Annotated in this window: 15 protein-coding genes and 3 pseudogenes; 13 read left to right on the top strand and 5 right to left on the bottom strand. The window is 40.4% G+C overall.

The window, feature by feature from the left end; genetic code table 11:
- Positions 1 to 124 precede the first annotated feature (124 nt).
- Entirely contained in the window at positions 125 to 3013 is a 2889-nt protein-coding gene (locus tag V7L29_RS26090; RefSeq protein WP_334737259.1) for an ATP-binding protein, read from the bottom strand.
- 123 nt (positions 3014 to 3136) lie between these two features.
- Here V7L29_RS26090 and tmk point away from each other — a divergent pair, with 123 nt between their 5' ends.
- From tmk to V7L29_RS26075, 3 genes are all read left to right on the top strand, one after another.
- A complete protein-coding gene (gene tmk / locus V7L29_RS26085) occupies positions 3137 to 3772 on the top strand; it encodes a dTMP kinase (protein WP_334694140.1) in 636 nt (211 codons plus the stop codon).
- Between the two features lie 775 nt (positions 3773 to 4547).
- Positions 4548 to 5558: an ABC transporter ATP-binding protein gene (locus V7L29_RS26080; RefSeq protein ID WP_334737258.1), complete on the top strand. Its 1011-nt coding sequence runs from the start codon at positions 4548 to 4550 to the stop codon at positions 5556 to 5558.
- Positions 5559 to 6371, top strand: coding sequence for an ABC transporter permease (locus tag V7L29_RS26075; protein WP_334694141.1), 813 nt, complete (start codon positions 5559 to 5561; stop codon positions 6369 to 6371). It abuts the gene before it with no gap.
- A gap of 16 nt (positions 6372 to 6387) precedes the next feature.
- On the opposite strand, the gene V7L29_RS26070 is transcribed toward V7L29_RS26075, so the two are convergent.
- Positions 6388 to 6738, bottom strand: a complete 351-nt coding sequence (locus V7L29_RS26070) for a four helix bundle protein (protein WP_334737257.1) — start codon at positions 6736 to 6738, stop codon at positions 6388 to 6390.
- Positions 6739 to 6875: 137 nt separating this feature from the next.
- Here V7L29_RS26070 and V7L29_RS26065 point away from each other — a divergent pair, with 137 nt between their 5' ends.
- The 5 genes and pseudogenes from V7L29_RS26065 (at position 6876) to V7L29_RS26040 (ending at position 11824) form a co-directional block, all read left to right on the top strand.
- Complete coding sequence (locus V7L29_RS26065) at positions 6876 to 8552, top strand: GldG family protein (RefSeq protein ID WP_334694143.1); 1677 nt, start codon at positions 6876 to 6878, stop codon at positions 8550 to 8552.
- Between the two features lie 56 nt (positions 8553 to 8608).
- A complete protein-coding gene (locus tag V7L29_RS26060) occupies positions 8609 to 9250 on the top strand; it encodes a DUF4340 domain-containing protein (protein ID WP_334694144.1) in 642 nt (213 codons plus the stop codon).
- A gap of 26 nt (positions 9251 to 9276) precedes the next feature.
- On the top strand, positions 9277 to 10131 hold the full coding sequence (gene purU, locus V7L29_RS26055; RefSeq protein WP_334694145.1) for a formyltetrahydrofolate deformylase: 855 nt from the start codon (positions 9277 to 9279) through the stop codon (positions 10129 to 10131).
- A 242-nt stretch (positions 10132 to 10373) separates the two neighbouring features.
- Positions 10374 to 11462, top strand: a pseudogene (locus V7L29_RS26050) (OmpP1/FadL family transporter).
- Positions 11463 to 11575: 113 nt separating this feature from the next.
- The gene (locus V7L29_RS26040) at positions 11576 to 11824 is read left to right on the top strand and encodes an OmpP1/FadL family transporter (protein WP_334737254.1); all 249 of its coding nucleotides are present in this window, start codon (positions 11576 to 11578) and stop codon (positions 11822 to 11824) included.
- Positions 11825 to 12010: 186 nt separating this feature from the next.
- On the opposite strand, the gene V7L29_RS26035 is transcribed toward V7L29_RS26040, so the two are convergent.
- From V7L29_RS26035 to V7L29_RS26025, 3 genes are all read right to left on the bottom strand, one after another.
- Positions 12011 to 12157 carry a hypothetical protein gene (locus V7L29_RS26035; RefSeq protein ID WP_334737253.1) on the bottom strand — a complete coding sequence of 49 codons (147 nt, stop codon included), beginning with the start codon at positions 12155 to 12157 and terminating at the stop codon, positions 12011 to 12013.
- 25 nt (positions 12158 to 12182) lie between these two features.
- Positions 12183 to 12950, bottom strand: a complete 768-nt coding sequence (locus V7L29_RS26030) for a class I SAM-dependent methyltransferase (RefSeq protein WP_334737252.1) — start codon at positions 12948 to 12950, stop codon at positions 12183 to 12185.
- A 468-nt stretch (positions 12951 to 13418) separates the two neighbouring features.
- The gene (locus V7L29_RS26025; RefSeq protein ID WP_334737251.1) at positions 13419 to 15473 is read right to left on the bottom strand and encodes a multicopper oxidase family protein; all 2055 of its coding nucleotides are present in this window, start codon (positions 15471 to 15473) and stop codon (positions 13419 to 13421) included.
- A 470-nt stretch (positions 15474 to 15943) separates the two neighbouring features.
- Here V7L29_RS26025 and V7L29_RS26020 point away from each other — a divergent pair, with 470 nt between their 5' ends.
- From V7L29_RS26020 to V7L29_RS26000, 5 genes and pseudogenes are all read left to right on the top strand, one after another.
- Entirely contained in the window at positions 15944 to 16219 is a 276-nt protein-coding gene (locus V7L29_RS26020; protein ID WP_334737250.1) for a hypothetical protein, read from the top strand.
- A gap of 277 nt (positions 16220 to 16496) precedes the next feature.
- Positions 16497 to 17061 (top strand): annotated as a pseudogene (gene ribA / locus V7L29_RS26015) (GTP cyclohydrolase II); the annotation flags it as partial.
- Between the two features lie 95 nt (positions 17062 to 17156).
- Positions 17157 to 18176 (top strand): RibD family protein, encoded by a 1020-nt coding sequence (locus V7L29_RS26010; protein ID WP_334737265.1) that lies wholly within the window; start codon positions 17157 to 17159, stop codon positions 18174 to 18176.
- Positions 18177 to 18273: 97 nt separating this feature from the next.
- Entirely contained in the window at positions 18274 to 19116 is an 843-nt protein-coding gene (locus V7L29_RS26005; RefSeq protein ID WP_334737249.1) for a methyltransferase domain-containing protein, read from the top strand.
- 20 nt (positions 19117 to 19136) lie between these two features.
- Positions 19137 to 19265, top strand: a pseudogene (locus tag V7L29_RS26000) (hypothetical protein); the annotation flags it as partial.
- Between the last annotated feature and the right edge of the window lie 23 nt (positions 19266 to 19288).

Below are 19288 nucleotides of genomic sequence, written 5' to 3'. Positions count from 1 at the left end.
CCTATTGGGTTTAATCTCATCTAAATTTATCTTTTTCTCTAGATAAATTTTGTCAAAATGATAGTCTGATTTCCATTTCAGGTGATGCTACGGGTATAGAGAAAATTTCTACATATTTTGGGAATTAGGTAAATTGCTGGTTTAGCGGAATTACAATTACAAATTCTGTACCTTGTCCAAGAGCAGAAATACATTGTAATTTTCCGCGATGTTTTTGGGTGATAATCTGATAACTAATAGATAAACCTAATCCCGTACCTTTACCAACTGGTTTAGTGGTAAAGAATGGTTCAAACAAGTGTTGTTGTACATCTTCTGGAATGCCTAAACCATTATCAGCAATCCGAATAACTACTTGTTTGTCACTGGTGAGTTGAGTATGAATCCGAATTTGTCCACTGTCATTAGTCATTTGTTCCTGTCCCTTGCACGTCTCCTTTATGAGAAGTTCTGATGGTCGGAATCCTTGGCTCAGACCTCTCTCTTTGTCTTGTACAAATGACGGATGACTAATGACTAATGACTCTTCAATTGCATCGATCGCATTTGCCAGAAGATTCATAAATACCTGATTGAGTTGTCCGGCGTAACATTCTACTAATGGCAGTTCGCCGTAATTTTTAATGACATCAATTGTTAGATAGTCAGATTTAGCCTTGAGGCGATGTTCTAGAATCATCAACGTACTATCGATACCCTCATGGATATTCACAGCTTTCATCTCTGCTTCATCTAAGCGGGAAAAGTTTCGTAGAGATAGGACGATTTCCGTGATTCTTTCAGCACCAACTGTCATAGAAGTTAGCAAGTTTGGCAAGTCTGCCATCACGAAATTTAAGTCGATGGCTTCTGTTTCTTTTTGAATTTCAGTGACTGGATTAGGATAGTTTTGTTGGTATAATTGCAACAAACTAAGTAAATCTTGGATATATTGATTGGCAAAAGTGATATTGCCATAGATAAAGTTAACAGGATTGTTGATTTCGTGCGCTACACCTGCTACTAACTGTCCTAAGCTGGACATTTTTTCACTGTGCACTAGTTGAGATGCTAGGTGCTTTGCCTCTTGGCGCAATTGTGCTTCTGAGTGTCGCAATATCTCTTCTGCTTGTTTGCGCTGGGTAATGTCGTGGAGAATAACGACATACTCCTGAAAATCCTGATGGGGTCGGTCTGAGATGGAAACTTCTAGGGTTCTGTTTTTCCCATTGCAGAGTAGGGTTTGTTCGCTGCGCTTTGTCCACTGGTCTGGATAGTAGACTAATGTGGGTAGCCATTTGTTGAGGTGATTTCCCCGCAACTCAGAGGGGTTGACACCAAAAAAAGATTCAGTAGCTGGGTTAGCCTGCTGGATAATGCCTCGATCATCCACGACTAAAATACCATCCTGGGCAACGGTAAACAGGTGTTCGGCAGCTTCTCGTGCTTCTGCGATCGCCACCACTTGGGGTAAACTTGTCCAACAGACGAGCGCTACTCCCACAAATGCCACACTCATCAGCAGCACCACAAATAGATTTTCACCCGCCGCAGTTGCAACTTTATTAAGTTTGACACCAAATAACCAGCCAACTCCCACTGCGCTGCACAGTAAAAAAATCAGGATGCCCACCTGGAGAACTACTGAGTCCTTGATGATTACCTTCGGGCGCGTGCGATATCGTCGCATCCACCAACTGGGATGGAATGGAGGGAAGGCAACGCCGCGAATCACCGCATCAATTCCCATAACGCCAATGGGAAATAATAGCCCAATGAGCAAGTTAAGCCAACCCCAGGCAAATCCATTCACCACTAGCACCACAACTTCTAACAGCAGAATGCCCAGAGATATACCAGGGAACAAAACTTCTGGGCGATCGCGCCTCAGCCAAAGCCCCAAATGGAATAACATAAAGGAGACAAACCAGCCAATATTGCCAACAGCCACGATTCGCGCTACATCTCCCCAAATTAGATAGATCAAGCACAACACTAGTGTCAATGTCAATGCTGGGACAAACACACCCCGACGTGATACAACGGAAAATACTGGTGAGATGTGGTTATCTAACGCAAGTTGATACAAAATTCGAGGGCAATTAGAAACGACCGTTGCCGAACCTAGCAGACAAGCAGCCACCAGCAAAAAGGAAACACTTATAGCCGCTGATTTTCCCCAAAAGGGTTGGGAAGCCGCCACCAGATTCAGAAAAGCATTGTCTTTAAGGCTTGGATTTGTTGCTAACCGCATCATTACCCAAGACCCTCCTAAAAAGATGGGTGGCATCATCCAAGCTGCAAAATCTAGAAAGCGCAGCGTCTTAGTGGGTTGGCGGCTATCGGCGACAAAGGAAGAAGCCGTTTCACAGCTGTAGGTTGCATAGGTGACGAAAAAGAACCACTTGGCCCAATCCACAAAACCCGGAGATGACCAATTGCTGGGAAAAAATCCCGGACTATCACCAGAGAACGCTAACCACCCAAGACCCTGCACACAGAAGGTGATTAGCAATCCAAAGGCTGGAATTATAAAAAATAAATGTAAAATACTCAAGGCGCGAGTCCCACTAAATGCCACGATAAACGGCAACAGTGTAAAGCCAATATCCAGAAATCTTTCTGGACAGACAATACCCAGTACCTCCAAATTCACTTTAATTAAATCTCTGAGTACAATCGTATTAACTGCTAAGTAGGAAACCCAGTTGAGGAGGTATCCAATTGCTGCATAGCGAGCTAGTCCGGGGTAGTTTTGCAGCAGCTTGGTAGCATAGTTAGGTGTTCCTCCAGCCACATTCATAAAATGCATACCCAAGCGTTTTACCTGATAGTTGAGCAGCATTCCGAAAATCACCGCAGGTATCCAGACAAAAATAGCTTGAGAACCGAGAGCAGCATGAATTGCTGGAACTAATGCTGTCCAGGAAATATGAGCTGTTAAACCGAAGCCCCAACTTTCAACAGCACTCAGGCTTCTAGTCAAGCGAGGGTAAGAAGATTGGCCCAAAGTGGCATGAGCAGGATGGGACATGATTGGCAGTGCTGGGTGGGATACTGTAATTAAGCTTATTAACTAGAGTTCCCATCTCTTAAATGTTCTGAACAAAGACTTTATATCCAAAAGTTATTTTTAAAGCAGTGAACATAAAAAAGCATGACTAGCAAATTAATTGTATTTGAAGGGGTAGAAGGCTGTGGTAAAACTAGCCAAATCCAGCTTTGTTCTGAGTGGTTAGAAAGTCTGGGTATTTCTGTGGTGGTAACTCGAGAACCTGGGGGAACAGAGTTAGGCTCACATCTTCGCCGCTTGCTACTAGAGAAAGCAGAAGATAAACCAGTTGCACAAGTGACAGAACTTTTGTTGTATGCTGCTGATCGATCGCAACACGTTGAACAAGAACTCAAACCAAATCTCGCAGCAGGAAAATATATTTTATGCGATCGCTACACCGACTCTACCATTGCCTACCAAGGATATGGTCGCGGTTTGAACATGAGTTTAATCAATCAGCTTAACTATATTGCTACTGGTGGCTTAGAAAGTGATCTAACTATTTGGTTAGATGTCGATGTCGAAGTAGGACTGGCCCGCAAGCTAGCAAGTATTGTAGGATTAGACCGGATTGAACAGGAGACAATCGCTTTTCATCGGCGCGTTCAACAAGGATACGCACATTTAGCAGCATCCCATCTCTCACGAATTGTTCGGGTAGATGGCAGCTTGAGTAAAGAAGTTGTACAACAGGTAATTCAAGAAATTTTGTGCGATCGCTTGCACTTGGCGAGGTAGGGCAAAAATAAAACTAAAAGTTTTTAATGAGAGTTTGGGCAAACTATAGCGATTCTCATTTGGATGCAAGACATGGTAGGGGCACAGCATTGCTGTGCCCTTACGAGTGGTCTGTATTTCATGCAATTGAGAACCACTATAGCCCGCTTTTGTCACTCTCCGAAAACAAAAATCAAAAGGAATGTTTAAAACTTTGACTGGGACTGGGTTTGTGACTTTATTTCCTAATATGATAAACGTTATCATTGCTTTAGACTGAAACCCTTGTGCAGCAAGTATTTCAGATTTTTATCTATGGAAAGTGACAGAAGAGGGATAGATATGGAGAAAGGTCTAGTTAATACAAGGCAATAAGCTGATATGCAGCTAAATTGTATAACACGAAAACTTAAAATTGAGCGATCGCTAAATTGAACTGGTTGTACCCTTGTGTGTAAAGTGACATATTCAGATGACACTTCTATGGTAAAGGGTACTTTCTTGTAAGTTATAAGTAAATTTTATAGTTTGTTGTCTAGATAAGCCTTACTTGTTAATTACATGACAATTTAGGATATTTTCCTTATCAATCATTTTTTTGCGATTACTCTAGCAACTTTAGACATATAAGATGGATGTGGATTCTTGCTCTTATTGAGCATTAGTTAACATGTTTTACTTACTATGTATTTATACTTGGAATTACTATTTAAACACTTAAATTAGAGCATTTGAGCATTAGGTGAGCATTTTCCAGGAAGTCAAGGCTGAAAGTACTGTTATTGTGTGTAAAGTTATGATTGAAGTTGAGCATCTAAGTAAAATATACGGCTCTACCCCAGCGATTACTGATGTCACTTTTAGCGTCGAGCCTGGGGAGATTTTAGGGTTATTGGGCCCCAATGGCGCTGGTAAAACCACAACCATGCGGATTCTGGCTGGTTATTTACCGGCAACCAATGGTAATGCCCGAATTGCTGGCTATAATGTCCATGAAAATTCCCTAGCTGTGCGCCAACGGATTGGTTATTTACCGGAAACACCACCGTTATATCCAGAAATGACGGTGGAGGGATTTTTGCATTTTGTAGCACGAATTAAGGGAGTATCAGCAGGCGATCGCATCAACAAGGTAGTAGCCGCTATCGAGCGCTGCAACTTAGAAGATAAGCGGCGGGTGATTATTCGCAAACTTTCTAAAGGATATCGCCAAAGGGTAGGAATTGCTCAAGCGATCGTCCACGACCCACCAGCGATCATTTTGGATGAACCCACCGTCGGACTCGATCCCCGACAAATAATTGAGGTGCGGAATTTAATTAAAAGTCTCGCTGGTACTCACACAATTATTCTTTCCACGCACATTCTGCCAGAAGTAAGCATGACTTGTAGCCGCGTTGCCATTATCAATCGTGGCAAAGTTGTGGCAACTAATACACCAGAAAACCTGATGACCCAGTTGACAGGCGGTTCAGGATATGAATTAGAAATAGAAGGAGAAGCGGCCCTAGCGAAACAGGTATTGCAAAATGTCGCAGGTGTGAGTCTGATAGAATCAATTCCAACAGCCGGAATGCACGGTCATCAACCCCAGGCAAACCGCGCTTATCTGCGGGTGATATCGCAACCGGGAAAAGAACCAGGGCGCGATATTGCCACAACATTAGTACGTTCAGGATTTGGTTTACATGAACTGCGGCGTGTTAACGCCACCTTAGAAGATGTGTTCTTGCAACTGACTACAGAAGAAAAGAATTTCGATACTGGGGTAGACTTAGCAGCAGACAACGAAGGAGAGGCAGCGTAAATGGGTGTAGTTCTGAGTAATATTATTGCCATTTATCGCCGAGAGTTACAGAGTTATTTTGTATCACCTTTGGCTTATGCGATCGCATGTGTATTTTGGTTTTTGTCGGGGTTATTCTTCGTGATGATTTTGCTAGGGCCAGATGGCATATTGGTAGGAGTTGCGGCAATAGATTTACAAGGGCAACAACTAGGAGTGCCAGTACCGCCGATAGATGTCCCCTACGAATTTGTCCAGGTATTTTTAGAACGCATGGAATGGCTATTGTTATTTATCCTGCCAATTCTCTCAATGGGACTCTATGCCGAAGAACGTAAGCGGGGCACTTTAGAACTGTTAGCCACCTCACCAATCACCAATTGGGCGGTAGCTGTAGGTAAATTATTAGGCGTGCTAACATTTTTAACCACGATGCTTGCACCCATGCTAGTGTTTGAAGCGATCGCAATCAGCGGCTCAAATCCACCAATGGCGTTCTCAATTCCCTTGTTAGGTCATTTGGGATTAATCTTGCTAGCAGCGGCAATTTTATCTTTAGGAATGTTTATTTCCTCTTTAACAGACAGCACAATTCTGTCTGCTATTCTCACCTTTGCAGTAATCTTATTATTGTTATTGATTGATTTAATCGGCAAAATTGTCCCTAGTCCCGTGGGCGAAGCCTTAGGTTATCTATCGTTGCTGAAACATTACAACACTCTTATTCAAGGTATTTTTGATACCAGCACCTTGATTTTATTCGCCAGTTACATTTTTTTGGGCATCTTTCTCACAGCTCAATCAATTGATGCACTGCGCTTTCAAAGGCAGTAGTCATTGGTCACATTTGTCATTGGTCATTGTCATCTGGTACATTGCCAATTGAGTTTAGGTAGGAATTTAATTTTAGTGCTAGTTCGTTAATGATTGTTTTGATTGAATTTATCTGTTCGCTAGTTAAAAGGTTACGAGTGTAAGCCCGTCTTAACCAATGTTGAGTTTCATTCAAAGAACCTCTCGCTATTTTGATAAAACATCTATTTTCTTGAAAACTACCTCTTCCTACACCTTCCGCTATATTGGCTCCGATACTATCTGCCGAACGGACAATCTGTTTAGCAATCGTATCTTTTGCAAAAAAGTTCCATCCTGCAACAATTTTCCAAATGTCATCTGCTAATTGTTCTGATAATTGATACACCTGTAATTATTGAAACCGCTTTGTTGCCATTGATTCAGTTGTCTTGCTAATTTTTATTTCATCAATTTTCGTGCAGATATTTTTACTTGTCACTAATTTTTGATGTATGACCAATGACAAATGAAAAATGAAAAATTATGAAGATAGTTGCAAAAAAGAAACTGTGGAAATATCTGTTTTGGTTGGGCCCGTTCCTAATTGCTGTCGGTCTAACAGTTGGGTTAGTCTCTGAACAGTGGGGATTAATTCCATTAGCATTTCTGATTACCGGAATTGTGATCAGTGGATTGGGGATAATATGGCAAAGCTACCAGAGTAACTGGTGGAGGCGTCGTTCTACCCAAGCTGGGACTAATGCTTTGGTGGCGACTCTGGCAGTGTTGGTAATTTTGGGATTGATTAACTTTTTGGGAACTCGCTACCACTTGCGGGCAGACTTAACAGAAACTCAATTGTTTACCCTTGCGCGCCAGTCACGGGAACTGGTAAAGGTTTTACCACAACCAGTTAAAGTGTGGGTGTTTGATATTAACCAGAATCCCCAAGACCGAGAACTGCTAGAAAATTATCAGCGGCAAAGCTCAAAATTTAAATTTGAGTACATCAACCCCCAAGCTAGACCAGGACTTGCAGAAAAGTTTGGCGTCAAAGATTATGGGGAAGTTTACCTAGAATCTGGGGATAAACGGCAATTAGTACAGACGATAAATGAAAATCAGCGCCTGTCAGAAGTCAAATTAACTAGTCGCCTGCAACAATTAACAAATTCAACCACAGCCAAAGTTTACTTACTCCAAGGTCATGGCGAACACCAACTTTCGCCTGGTAAAGATGCAATATCACAAGCAGTTCAGGGATTAGGAGATAAAAATTTCACAACATCACCGCTGAATCTAGCAGAAACTTCCAAAGTTCCTCAAGATGCCGCTGTCGTAATAGTAGCTGGCCCCAAGCGAGAGTTGTTTGAAGGCGAAGTCAAAGCCTTGCAAGAATATCTGAATCGGGGCGGTAGCTTACTGCTGATGATTGATCCCAATACCGATCCCAAACTTAACAGCTTGCTACAAGAGTGGGGTGTTCGTCTGGATAATCGTTTAGCAGTAGATGTTTCTGGGGAAAGCGTCGTGGGACTTGGCCCTGCTACGCCCTTAGTGACAGAATACGGACAACATCCAATTACCAAAGATTTCGCTAACGGCAATTCTTTTTATCCAGTTGCACGACCACTGGAAATTACCTCTGTACCTGGTGTCGAAGCTACTCCTCTGCTGCGAACTAAACCCTATCCCAACAGTTGGGCAGAAAGCGACCTCCAAAGCGAAAAATTGGAATTTAATGCAGATAAAGACCTCAAAGGGCCTCTGACCTTGGGTGTTGCCTTAACCAGAAAACAAGCAGCTAAATCTGCTTCCACTTCCCAAGCTTCACCAACACCTTCACCCCTACCATCACCAACCACTCAAGGCAAAGCTTCCCCCACTCCCCCTGCCTCCCCTGCCTCCCCTGTTCCCCCTCCTTCTCCCACTCCCTCATCTCAAACAGCCACCGAATCCCGGTTAGTAGTTTTCGGAAATTCTAATTTTGCCACTGATGGTTTGTTTCAACAGCAATTAAATGGAGATGTATTCCTCAACTCAGTTACTTGGCTGAGTCAACAGGATCAGCAACCCCTTTCTATTCGCCCCAAAGAACCAAAAAACCGTCGGATAACCCTGACAACCACACAAGCCAATCTTTTAATATTGTCGTCTTTGTTGGTTTTACCTTTAATTGGGTTGGCGGCGGCAGTTATTATCTGGTGGAAACGACGGTAACAGGTGAGTTAAGAGTTATAAATATTAACTTTTCACTAATGCCCAATAATTAAAAAATGAAATTGCCGCGAACGACTTTAATTTTGATACTGCTAGCGCTGGGTTTAGGTGGTTTTGTTTACTTCCATGAAATTCGAGGTGCAACTGTGCGAGAAGAAATCAAGGAGCAAAAGCAGCAAATTTTCTCTTTTGCCGCAGATGATGTGCAGTTTTTAACAGTCAAGACAACAAAACTCACCCTGAATCTGGAACGTAACTTTGAATCTAGTAACCCCAAATGGTTAATCAAATCTCCGATATCGGGCCCAGCAAATGATGCTATTGTTTCTTATTTGATAGATTTGTTGGTCAAAGGTAAGAGCGATGCCTACGGCGGTAAACTACGCACTTTATCAACTCCAGTAAAAGAGCTTGGAGAATTTGCCTTAGATCAACCCCAAGCAACCATCAATATCACCCTGAAAAACCGACAAAGCCATCAGTTAATTTTAGGTAAATCTAACTTTAACGGTCGTTTCTTGTATGCTCAAACTGACCCTGCTGCTAAACCCGATGGAAATATAAATGTGCTGTTGGTATCTACAGATTTTGCAAATGCCGTGAATCGGGAATTATCAGAGTGGAAACAACCTGTAGATAATAGTCAGAAACTACCTCCGCTCACCATTCCTAAACCAAGTCCGACAAACAGCAAATAATTAATTCAAAATCTGGCGATATTATCATGACAAATCCAACAGCAACTTTGCTGATTTCCTGCCCCGATCAAAGGGGATTAGTGGCAAAATTTGCCAATTTCATCTATTCTAATGGTGGTAATATTATCCATGCAGATCAGCATACAGACTTTGCTGCTGGGTTATTCCTCACGCGCATTGAATGGCAGTTAGATGGGTTTAATTTACCGCGAGAGTTTATTGCCCCTGCATTTAATGCGATTGCTCAACCTTTAGGCGCTAAGTGGGAAATACGTTTTTCTGATACAGTACCACGTATTGCTATTTGGGTAAGTCGCCAAGACCATTGTCTATTTGACTTAATTTGGCGACAACGTGCTAAGGAATTTATTGCTGAAATTCCTTTAATTATTAGCAACCATTCTAATTTCAAGGTAGTGGCAGAGCAATTTAATATCGACTTCCAGCATATTTCTATTACTAAAGACAATAAATCCGAACAAGAAGCCCAACAACTAGAACTACTACGCCAGTATAAAATAGATTTAGTTGTATTGGCGAAATATATGCAGATTGTTAGTGCAAATTTTATTACTCAATTTCCGCAAATTATCAATATTCATCACTCATTTTTACCAGCTTTTGTAGGAGCAAATCCCTATCATAGAGCTTTTGAACGGGGTGTGAAAATTATTGGAGCAACGGCTCATTATGTCACTGCTGATTTAGATGCAGGCCCAATTATTGAACAGGATGTGGTGCGAGTCAGTCACCGTGATGAAGTTGATGATTTGGTGAGAAAAGGCAAAGATTTAGAGAGAATTGTATTAGCAAGAGCAGTGCGATCGCACTTACAAAATCGTGTATTAGTATATGGTAATAGAACAGTAGTGTTCGAGTGATTTTCTATCCAAACGAATGTAATTCGCAGATATACCAATCCTAAATCATTCGTGAGATTCATGAATTCTGTTTTTGTTCTCTTTTCCTTGGCGTACTTGGCGGTTCGTCAATTTAATCACAATATTTTTTTAGTTGTGGAAGCTAACTGCAATTAAAACTAAGTGATCGCCTCCATCTGGAGACTCACAATCAATAAAAAATTCCAAACTACTTACAACACAGACAAGATATAAAATTCCAAATGCATAAATTGAAACAATTGCAAGTGAAATTGTCCTTAATACCAATATTGATAGCGTTGACAGGAAACAGTACAGCCAGCGTTGCATTTGCTGGAGGATTTCCCCTGAACGAACAAAGTGTCAAAGGTTTGGGAAATGCTTTTGCCGGAAGTGCGGCCACTGCTGATGATGCCAGCACAATTTTCTTTAACCCCGCAGGCTTGACTCACTTACCAGATAATTCCTTTTTTGGGGCTGCTTATGTGATTTTCCCGACAATCATTTTTCAAAACCAGGGTTCTAACGTGGCAACAGGAGTTCCATTGTCAGGTGGTAACGGTGGAGAAGCAGGTGTTGATATTACTGTACCAAACTTGTATGCTGCTTGGAGCGTTTCTGATCGCCTGAAACTGGGTATTGGTATTAACGTTCCTTTTGGGCTATCTAGCAAATACGATAGTAACTGGGTTGGGCGTTACCAGGCAGTCGAGTCTAAACTCACTACTATTAATATTAATCCCACTGTTAATATTAATCCCACTGTGGCAGCGAAGTTGAGTGATAACTTTTCTGTTGGTGCGGGCCTCAATATACAGTATGCCCAGACTTCACTCTCAAATGCGATCAACTTTGGTTTAATTGGGCAAAGTGTTGGTTTACCTATCCAATCCCAACAGGCAGATGGTTTTGTCAAGGTCACAGGCTCCGATTGGAGTGTAGGTTACAACTTGGGAGTGATGTACGAACCATTCAAAACTACCCGCATTGGTTTAAGTTATTGATCGCCAATTACTCAAGACATTCAGGAAAATGCTGACTTCACAGTACCTGCAAGCGCTAGAGGATTAACTGCCAAAGGACAATTCACAGACACAGGAGCCAGCGCCGTCTTAAAATTGCCCGATACCTTATCACTTGCTGTATATCAACAACTTAACCCTCGTTTGGCAATTCTCGGTGATGTAACTTGGACAAACTGGAGCCGCTTTCAAGAACTGCGAGTGAAATTTGACAATCCGGTTCAACCAGATACCGTACAGCCGGAGAATTGGAATGATACTTACCGTTTTGGAGTTGGGGTCAATTATGCTATAAACGAGCGCTTATAGCAATCGCCAAAGCCGTTAGGACAGTTTGCGGAAAACGCGTTTTCAACAGCGTACTTTGTGATTTTATTGCTGTCCTAAGCTCACTGTCCGTTGCTATAACACTGCGAACTGGTATGACTTACGACCCTAGCCCTGTTGATGAAAAATTTAATACGCCTCGATTACCCGGCGGCGATCGCACCTTGATTGGGTTCGGTGCTAGCTATCGACCTTCTAAGTCATTCAATTTCGACATTGGATATACTCACGTATTTGTAAACGATAGCTACATTAACCAATCAAGCACTACAGCAGGTACCCTCAAAGGTAATTTTGAAGGTAGCGTAGATATTGTTGGGTTACAAGTAAACTGGCAATTTTAACTAAAATCAACTCGTATCCCCTCAAAGATTCGAGGTAAGCCCAGCCAATACAATTGCCTTAGCAATCCATAGAAAAAGCAGATACATAAGAGCGAAGAACACGGCACTGGTACTGGGTGGACAAGGCATTATTGGACGTAATTTGATTCTATTATCTTGAAGACAGGGAAGCATGGCAAATCAAGGCTATCTCCCGCCGTCTTCCTGATTTTGAGACGCGGGCAGATTTCTATCGGTGAGTTTGCCCCACTCACAGCGATCGCGTAACTCCTCTAATCGTTTCTGCTCATCAGGAGTCAGGCGACGTTTGATAACTTTGAGTGATGTTCTCAAAAATATCAAGATTAATTAAACAATCCTATTTTAGAGTAAAGACTAAACCGTAACCATCCCAAAATATCTTACCTAAACTATAAAATAAATACGGTATACCTCCACAAGGTAAAACTTGAGATTTATTTAACAAATAGCCCTCTGTTTCAGCGTAAGTTATGATTTCTTTTTCTGAAGGATTTCTAAACCAGATAAATTCAGGTTGTAATAGACTTTTAATTCTCAGAACAAGATTAGTCAAATTATTGGGATTGTGATGGATAATAATCAGTTTTCCATCTGGTTTTAAAAGGTTTTTTAGAGATTTAAGCACTTTGGGTATATTTTTAAAATAACATACGACTCCATTCATTATAATGATATCAAATTGGTCTTTTCCGAGTTTCAATTTATAATCATCATTTTCCAAATCTATTTGAATCCATTCATATTTACCCTTTAAATTTAGCGATCTTTTTCGAGAGATATCAATCATTTCTTCAGTTATATCAACACCTACACCATCTACACTATAAATATTTTCTAAAGCTTCTACAATATCTATTAGATATAGACCGTTGCCACATCCAGCATCTAATATTTTTAGATGAAAATTTTTTTGTTGTGTTTTTTGATAAAATTTGTGGATAGTATTTAATAACCACTGTCTTTTAATTTGATAGTGATAAGTTAAATTCGCATTATCCCATTTATCTGAGTAATAAGCAAAACTTTGACGGATTTTTTCTTCGTAATCTGTATCGGCAATCTGCGATTGATAGTTATATTTATCTTTGGGTGATGGTGATGTCATACCTGTAACGTTTATGTGATTAAAATTGTGCAAAAATAAAACTCAAATTCTAGTACTAAAAGGGTGTTAAACTAGTTTGTAGACAAATCTATTACATTCGTTTGGTTAAAAATTGTATAAGATATTATGACTTACGCAAATAATGTTCCTCTTTAAACAGTTGTATCAGACTTATATCTATGTAGTCAAGAGAATAGATGTATGATAATGCAATTACCAAAATGTTTAGCGCATTCACAGCTTCTTGCTTGCGAAAAAATATTTCATATTTAGCTGTTTATCAACTTTCAGAAACTTTTTCTCCGATTTTATAATAAAACTTTTGAGTATACATAAAAAGGTTTTTACAAATTTCCAAGACTTAAGCAAAAAATTTAACTTTTGCAGTAAATTTAGGTGGGCATAGATGCCCACCTCACAAGATTTTTACTAATCTTGTATCTTGTAGCTTAAGCCACGCTTTGCACTTTACTCAGGTGGTAAAAAAGGAACAGGAAGAGGTGGTAAGACCAGAATATTCTGCATCATTCCATGATCTTCATGATACAGGAGATGACAGTGATAGACGAATTTGCCACCGACGAATTCGCCATTTTTGTATATGGAGTTGTCAGTGTCTAGATTGTAATCTTGATTGCCATCGAATTTGGCAGCAATGATCTTGTTTGTAAAGGGAATACGCACCACAGTTTTGCTTACTGTGGTAGGGTCACAACTATCATTATTATCCTGTGCTTTGCCACAAGGTGGGAGATCGATTACATCTTGATACCCCTGTGCATAGTTCGATGTAAGTTGGCTTTTACCATTGACCTCAGTAACCAAGAAATCGAGTTGGTGGATATGGAAGGCATGATGAATTGGTGTTGCATTTACAAGAGTCCATTCTTCAATATCACCCAGCCTGACGATTGTATCAAATTGGTTCTCATCGTATATATTATCGTTGATATAAAACTCTCCTCCTCTGTCCAATTTATTCGGATTGGTAAAATTTTGCGTGAATGTGAATGTACGTTTGTGGGTCTCGGGTATCGACTTCTTGGCTAGCTGCTCAATACTTGGTAAATCATCCAACTTATCTTGTGGTTTTTGACTCAGTATGTATTCTTCTAAAGCACCAACATCGTAGTTTACTTGCTCACCCTCAGATGAAACTGTTGCTACTGTGGGATTCCCTGGAAAGGTTGCCGCACTATGAGGTTGACCTATTGTGTCTTCGTTGAAAACCTCGGTTGAGACTAGATTGTACTTTTGTCCCGATGGAGGTCCAATTACTAGTACCTCAACTCGATTACCAGGCGCTAGCAGAATCGGCTCTTTTTGTAAAAACGGCGAATTCACAATGTTGCCGTCACGTGCCAATATGTAGAAAGGACTTGTATCATCTGTATCATCTGTTGACTTTTGTAGCGACAAATTTATGTAATTGTCTGCGCCAATATTGCCAATGCGCCAGAACTGAACTTCTCCCGGTCTAATAGTAATGTTGGGGTTGACTAAACCGTTGAGGGTGTAGCAGGCGTAGCTGTTTGGCGGGTCAGTTTCAAGCTGCTCCTTAAGCTGCAAATCTTTAAACAAAAGCACTCTCTCAGTAAGACTAGACTTAAGCTGCGGCAGAATTCCCTTAATAGTGGTGTCATAAGGTTGCTCAATGTCCTTAACAATCTCCTTGACAAGGTTAGGCTTATCTGGCTTCAGGGGAATTCCATTAATAATAGGATAATATTTCTCAATGCCTTTAATAATAATCGCACCTGACATGCCACTACTAACCTGTGAGTCGCTATCATCGTGGACATGTGGATGATACCAAAACAGCCCAGGTTGATGATTCTCCGGGATTACGAAGCCCATTGGGTCGCTTTGTCCAGGACGAATGTGGGTAAGTACATCGTCAGCATTTTCGGTTGCCGGTACATTGAAACCATGATAATGAAAATTAGTATCTTGCGGAGCGCTTCCAGTCCATTGACCAGTCAATTTATTGTTCAGCTTCAGGTTGATAGTATCACCAGGCGATACTCGTAAGACTGGTGGTATGTATGTGCCTGGTTTATCATCCTCGGTCTGGTAGAGAGCAATCCTCTGGTTGTTTGAATCCGTCTTAAACTTCGCTGTATTCCCGTCGTATGTTGCTTGATAGCTGCTTTTGAAAGTTACGTCTCCGAGGGTGAAAGACTCTGGATTAATAACATTTAAGGTTGCGTTTAATACATGATTGCTGTTACTGTCTAGGTAGTCCAGACCCAGATTTTTTTGGAAGTCTATCGGCTGATTAGTATTGGGACAATTTCGCGGCTGTGGGGGGGCCTCGCCTAGCTGTGGGGCACCTGGTCTTGGGGCACCTAGCCTTGGTTTACGGAGTTGCGCTTCTTGCTGTCGCGCTTGCTCTCGATATTGCGGAGGAGTATTCCTCAAGTCAAAAGCTATTACTTTCGCTGGAAACGTACTTATAGAGATGAAGATGCCTGCTAAAATCGTGAGCAGCAGCTTATACAGAAACTGAGATAAACGTTTCATAACTATGAATGAGTTAAATCTTTACAAAAGTGAGATTACAAGCCCCTAGATTCATCCGTAGGGATATTTTAAGTTCTGCGTTCTTCAAATAAGATTGTTATCAAAATGAGGAGTTCACGCCGTGTGCAACTTTCTCTCAAACCTAACCCCCAACCCCAACCCTTGTAGCGTTGGGGAGCAATAATCAAAGCCTCTCAGCAGTGGGGAAGAGAAATGGAAGCGGGGTTTTAAGAATAAGTTGCACATCGCGTGAGTTCACTATTCAAGCATTATTAAGTTATGGTTAGATACCCTACTGTGTCTCTCTCATTTATCTAACAAGTGACATCATATTCCCATATTGTGCACATATGACAACCTGTCATATTAATAAATATGACAGATAAAATTTGATGATTTATACACAAATCATGAGATAATACACAATTTTTTGTCATTAAAAAAAATCTTATTAATCTTTTTGCTTATCTATGGAATATGGTATTCTCACAGCAGGAGGATATCTGGTAGCCGAAGCTTTTGGGGCAAAGAAAATAGACCAAGCTAGGCGGATCGCTTGTCAGGAATTATGGCAAGCAGGTGTTCTGTCATTTAGAGGATGTTTTAAAAGTCAAAAAAGGTATAACTTTTACGTTCTGACTGGGTTAACTCCGACAAAAAATCACTATTTTAGCCATGTGCTAAGATCCTATGCAGTGTTAACAATGAGAACAAAAGATTCTTTTAAAACATCTTCTTACCCGTAATGCTTCTAATTTAGTATTGGGGTTCTATTCTACTCTTCTCAGCAGTGACTTGAATTGCGTATTTTGATCTAGTAATTGCCAACAAAATTGCCAGTAGTGAGGATGCAAAAGAGGGGGTTGTGTTGTCAGAAATGAGTGGAATGGTAAATTAAGAAGTTGATGTGCTGCTCAATGCAATGTAGCGCTCCAGCTAGTTAATCTAAACACCAAAATATTGTCATAAATTATGAGTGACCTAAAATCAATTACCGAAAGTGCATTTGCAGAAACTGTAGCGATCGCCAAATTACCCAGCGAATTTGGTCAGTTCAAAATTTATGGCTATCGTAATATTCTGGACAACTCGGAAAACGTTGCGATCGTCAAGGGTGAACCGACAAAGTTCGACAATTCGGTAATGGTGAGAATACACTCAGAATGCCTAACGGGGGATGCCTTGGGTTCTCTGCGTTGTGATTGTGGAACGCAGTTGCAAACAGCACTGAGGATGATTGATAACGCAGGTCAAGGGGTGATAATTTATTTGGCGCAAGAGGGAAGAGGTATTGGTCTGTTGAATAAGGTGAAAGCCTATTCTTTGCAAGATTTGGGACTGGATACAGTCGAAGCAAATGAACGTCTAGGATTCTCTGCTGACCTCCGTGATTACAGCATGGCGGCGCAAATACTTAAGGATTTAGGGGTGAATCAAATTCGCTTGATTACTAATAATCCTCGCAAAATTGCTCGTTTACAAAACTACGGTATTGAGGTAGTAGAACGGATTCCCTTAGCAATTGAACCCAATGACTACAATTTAAATTATTTGACGACTAAGGCAAAGAAGCTGGGGCATCTTTTAGAAGTAAAACACCGACAATCTCTAGCAATAAATGCATTGAAAATTGATGAATATTTAGAAGATATTTGGTCAGCATTGCTAGAATGCAAGGAGGTAATGAGAAATGAAACTCCCCAACTTAATGAATATTGGGCTTTTTTTGGGAATGAAAAAAGTCCGTGGAGTTTCCAAAAACTTTTTAACGAAAAGATACCCCATATTCCAGAAAGTGATTTCTTGATTATTATCGATTTTCCAAATGATTTTTGTCAAAATTTGAATTTCGCAAATCAACTATTTTCTCAAGTACAATCTGCCATCGTATTTAAAAGCGGCTCCCCTTTTAAAAGCGATATCGTGCAAGATGCCCAATGTTTTAAAGGAATGTGGAGCAGCAATGGATGGCAAACTTTTTCCTTATATATAAGGCTCTTAGTTGCTCAAAGAGAAGCTTACCTAGAAAAGCGTCCCTTTCTGATGGCTCACTTGGCACAATCTCTTGACGGCAAAATTGCAGCAGTCAATGGAAACTCTCAGTGGCTTAGTAACGAGGCTAACTTGAAACATGCCCATCGTCTGCGTGCCCTTCATGATGCCGTCATGGTAGGAGCAGTAACGGCAACACTCGACAACCCTAAGTTAACGGTTCGTTTAGTACCTGGCAAGCATCCAACTCCTGTGATTATAGAAGGTCAAAGCGATTTGAGGGTTGATGATTTGCACATGATGGCGCTTCATGAAAAAGTGATTGTTTTATGTCCTGAAGAAAAGCAGCATCGAGTACTACCACAAGCAGCTAAAGAAAAAATTTTGGAGCTTCCTATATCTGCAACAAAAGATTCTCAAGAAAGACACGTTTTAGCTCCCTCGGAAATTTTAAAGGTTTTATACGAAAATGGCATTTCTACTATTTTTTTGGAAGGTGGAGGACAAACCGTATCCTATTTCTTGCAAGCTGATTGCATAGAGCTACTGCATCTCCATTTTTCTCCTTTGATTTTGGGTTCTGGACGGTCGAGTTTCACCCTTCCAGTTATAGACTCCATCGACAAAGGACTCCGCTTTAAAATGAAGCACTTCGATCTCGATGGAGAAATTCTAGTGGAATTGCTCCAAGATAAGCAGTCACGTATTTAATTTGCTCGTTGAGGCTGATTGGGAGGACAGAGATTAACTGTCTGTGCTCTCGTTTAGCTTAATTAATATTGATGTTTTTTAGAGCATTACTCAGCGTATGAACAATGAAGTAGAAACATACTATGACCGCAACACAAGTCTCTTTCTAAAATATGATCCTCATTATGAAACTTACGGTATACATCGTGAGGTATGGGGCAATGGAGTTGCAACTCCTCAAGATGCCTTTAACTTTGTCAACAGTTTGATCTTGAATATTATCAAGAGACATAAATTAGAATCTATCCTTGATTTAGGATGTGGAGTAGGAGGCAGTCTTTTTTATCTAGCCCAGGCTTATTCAAAGCCCTGTTATTATGGAATAACTATCAGTTCTGCACAACTTCAAATATTTAGAGATATTTCAAAAAAACTAAATCTTGAAAATAAATGCAAGATTGTGAAAGGAGATTTTCAAAAATTGCCTAAGTCTCTTCCTGTGATAGATTTGGCTTTTTCCATTGAAGCATTTGTTCATGCTACTGATAGCGATGCTTTTTTTAGCGAAATAAGCGCAAACATGAATAAAACTGGATTTTTGATAGTCTGTGACGATTTTATTTCGGAAAGTGCCGCAAATTTACCTACCAACTCATCAGAAAAAAAATTGATTGAACTTTTCTGCAAAGGGTGGGTTTTAGGTTCCTTAACAAGAGTAAGCCAAATCCAAAGTATTGCCTCTAAATATGGTTATCAATTGATGGAAAACATTGATTTGACACCTAATTTAAAATTAAGAAGGAATCGGGATATTTTAATCAGTTTCTCTGTTATAATTTTGAAGCATTTTATGCAATTTTCTTCATATATTAAGGCTCTAGTCGGCGGCGATGCTCTTCAAAAGTGTTTAATGAAAGAATTAGTATCATATAGGTTTTTAGTGTTTCAAAAAATTAAATAATCTGTCATCTATATTTGCTCATGGTAATTTATTTGGCTCAAGAGGGGAGAGGCATTAGTCTGCTGAATAAAATAAAAGCCTATTCTTTGCAGGATTTGGAACTGGATACAGTAGAAGAAAATGAACGTCTAGGATTTTCTGCTGACCTTTGAGACTACAGCATAGTGGTATT

It is taken from the genome of Nostoc sp. (assembly GCF_036916575.1).
Lineage (GTDB): Bacteria > Cyanobacteriota > Cyanobacteriia > Cyanobacteriales > Nostocaceae > Nostoc.
This window is presented reverse-complemented; position numbering and strand designations above follow the sequence as displayed.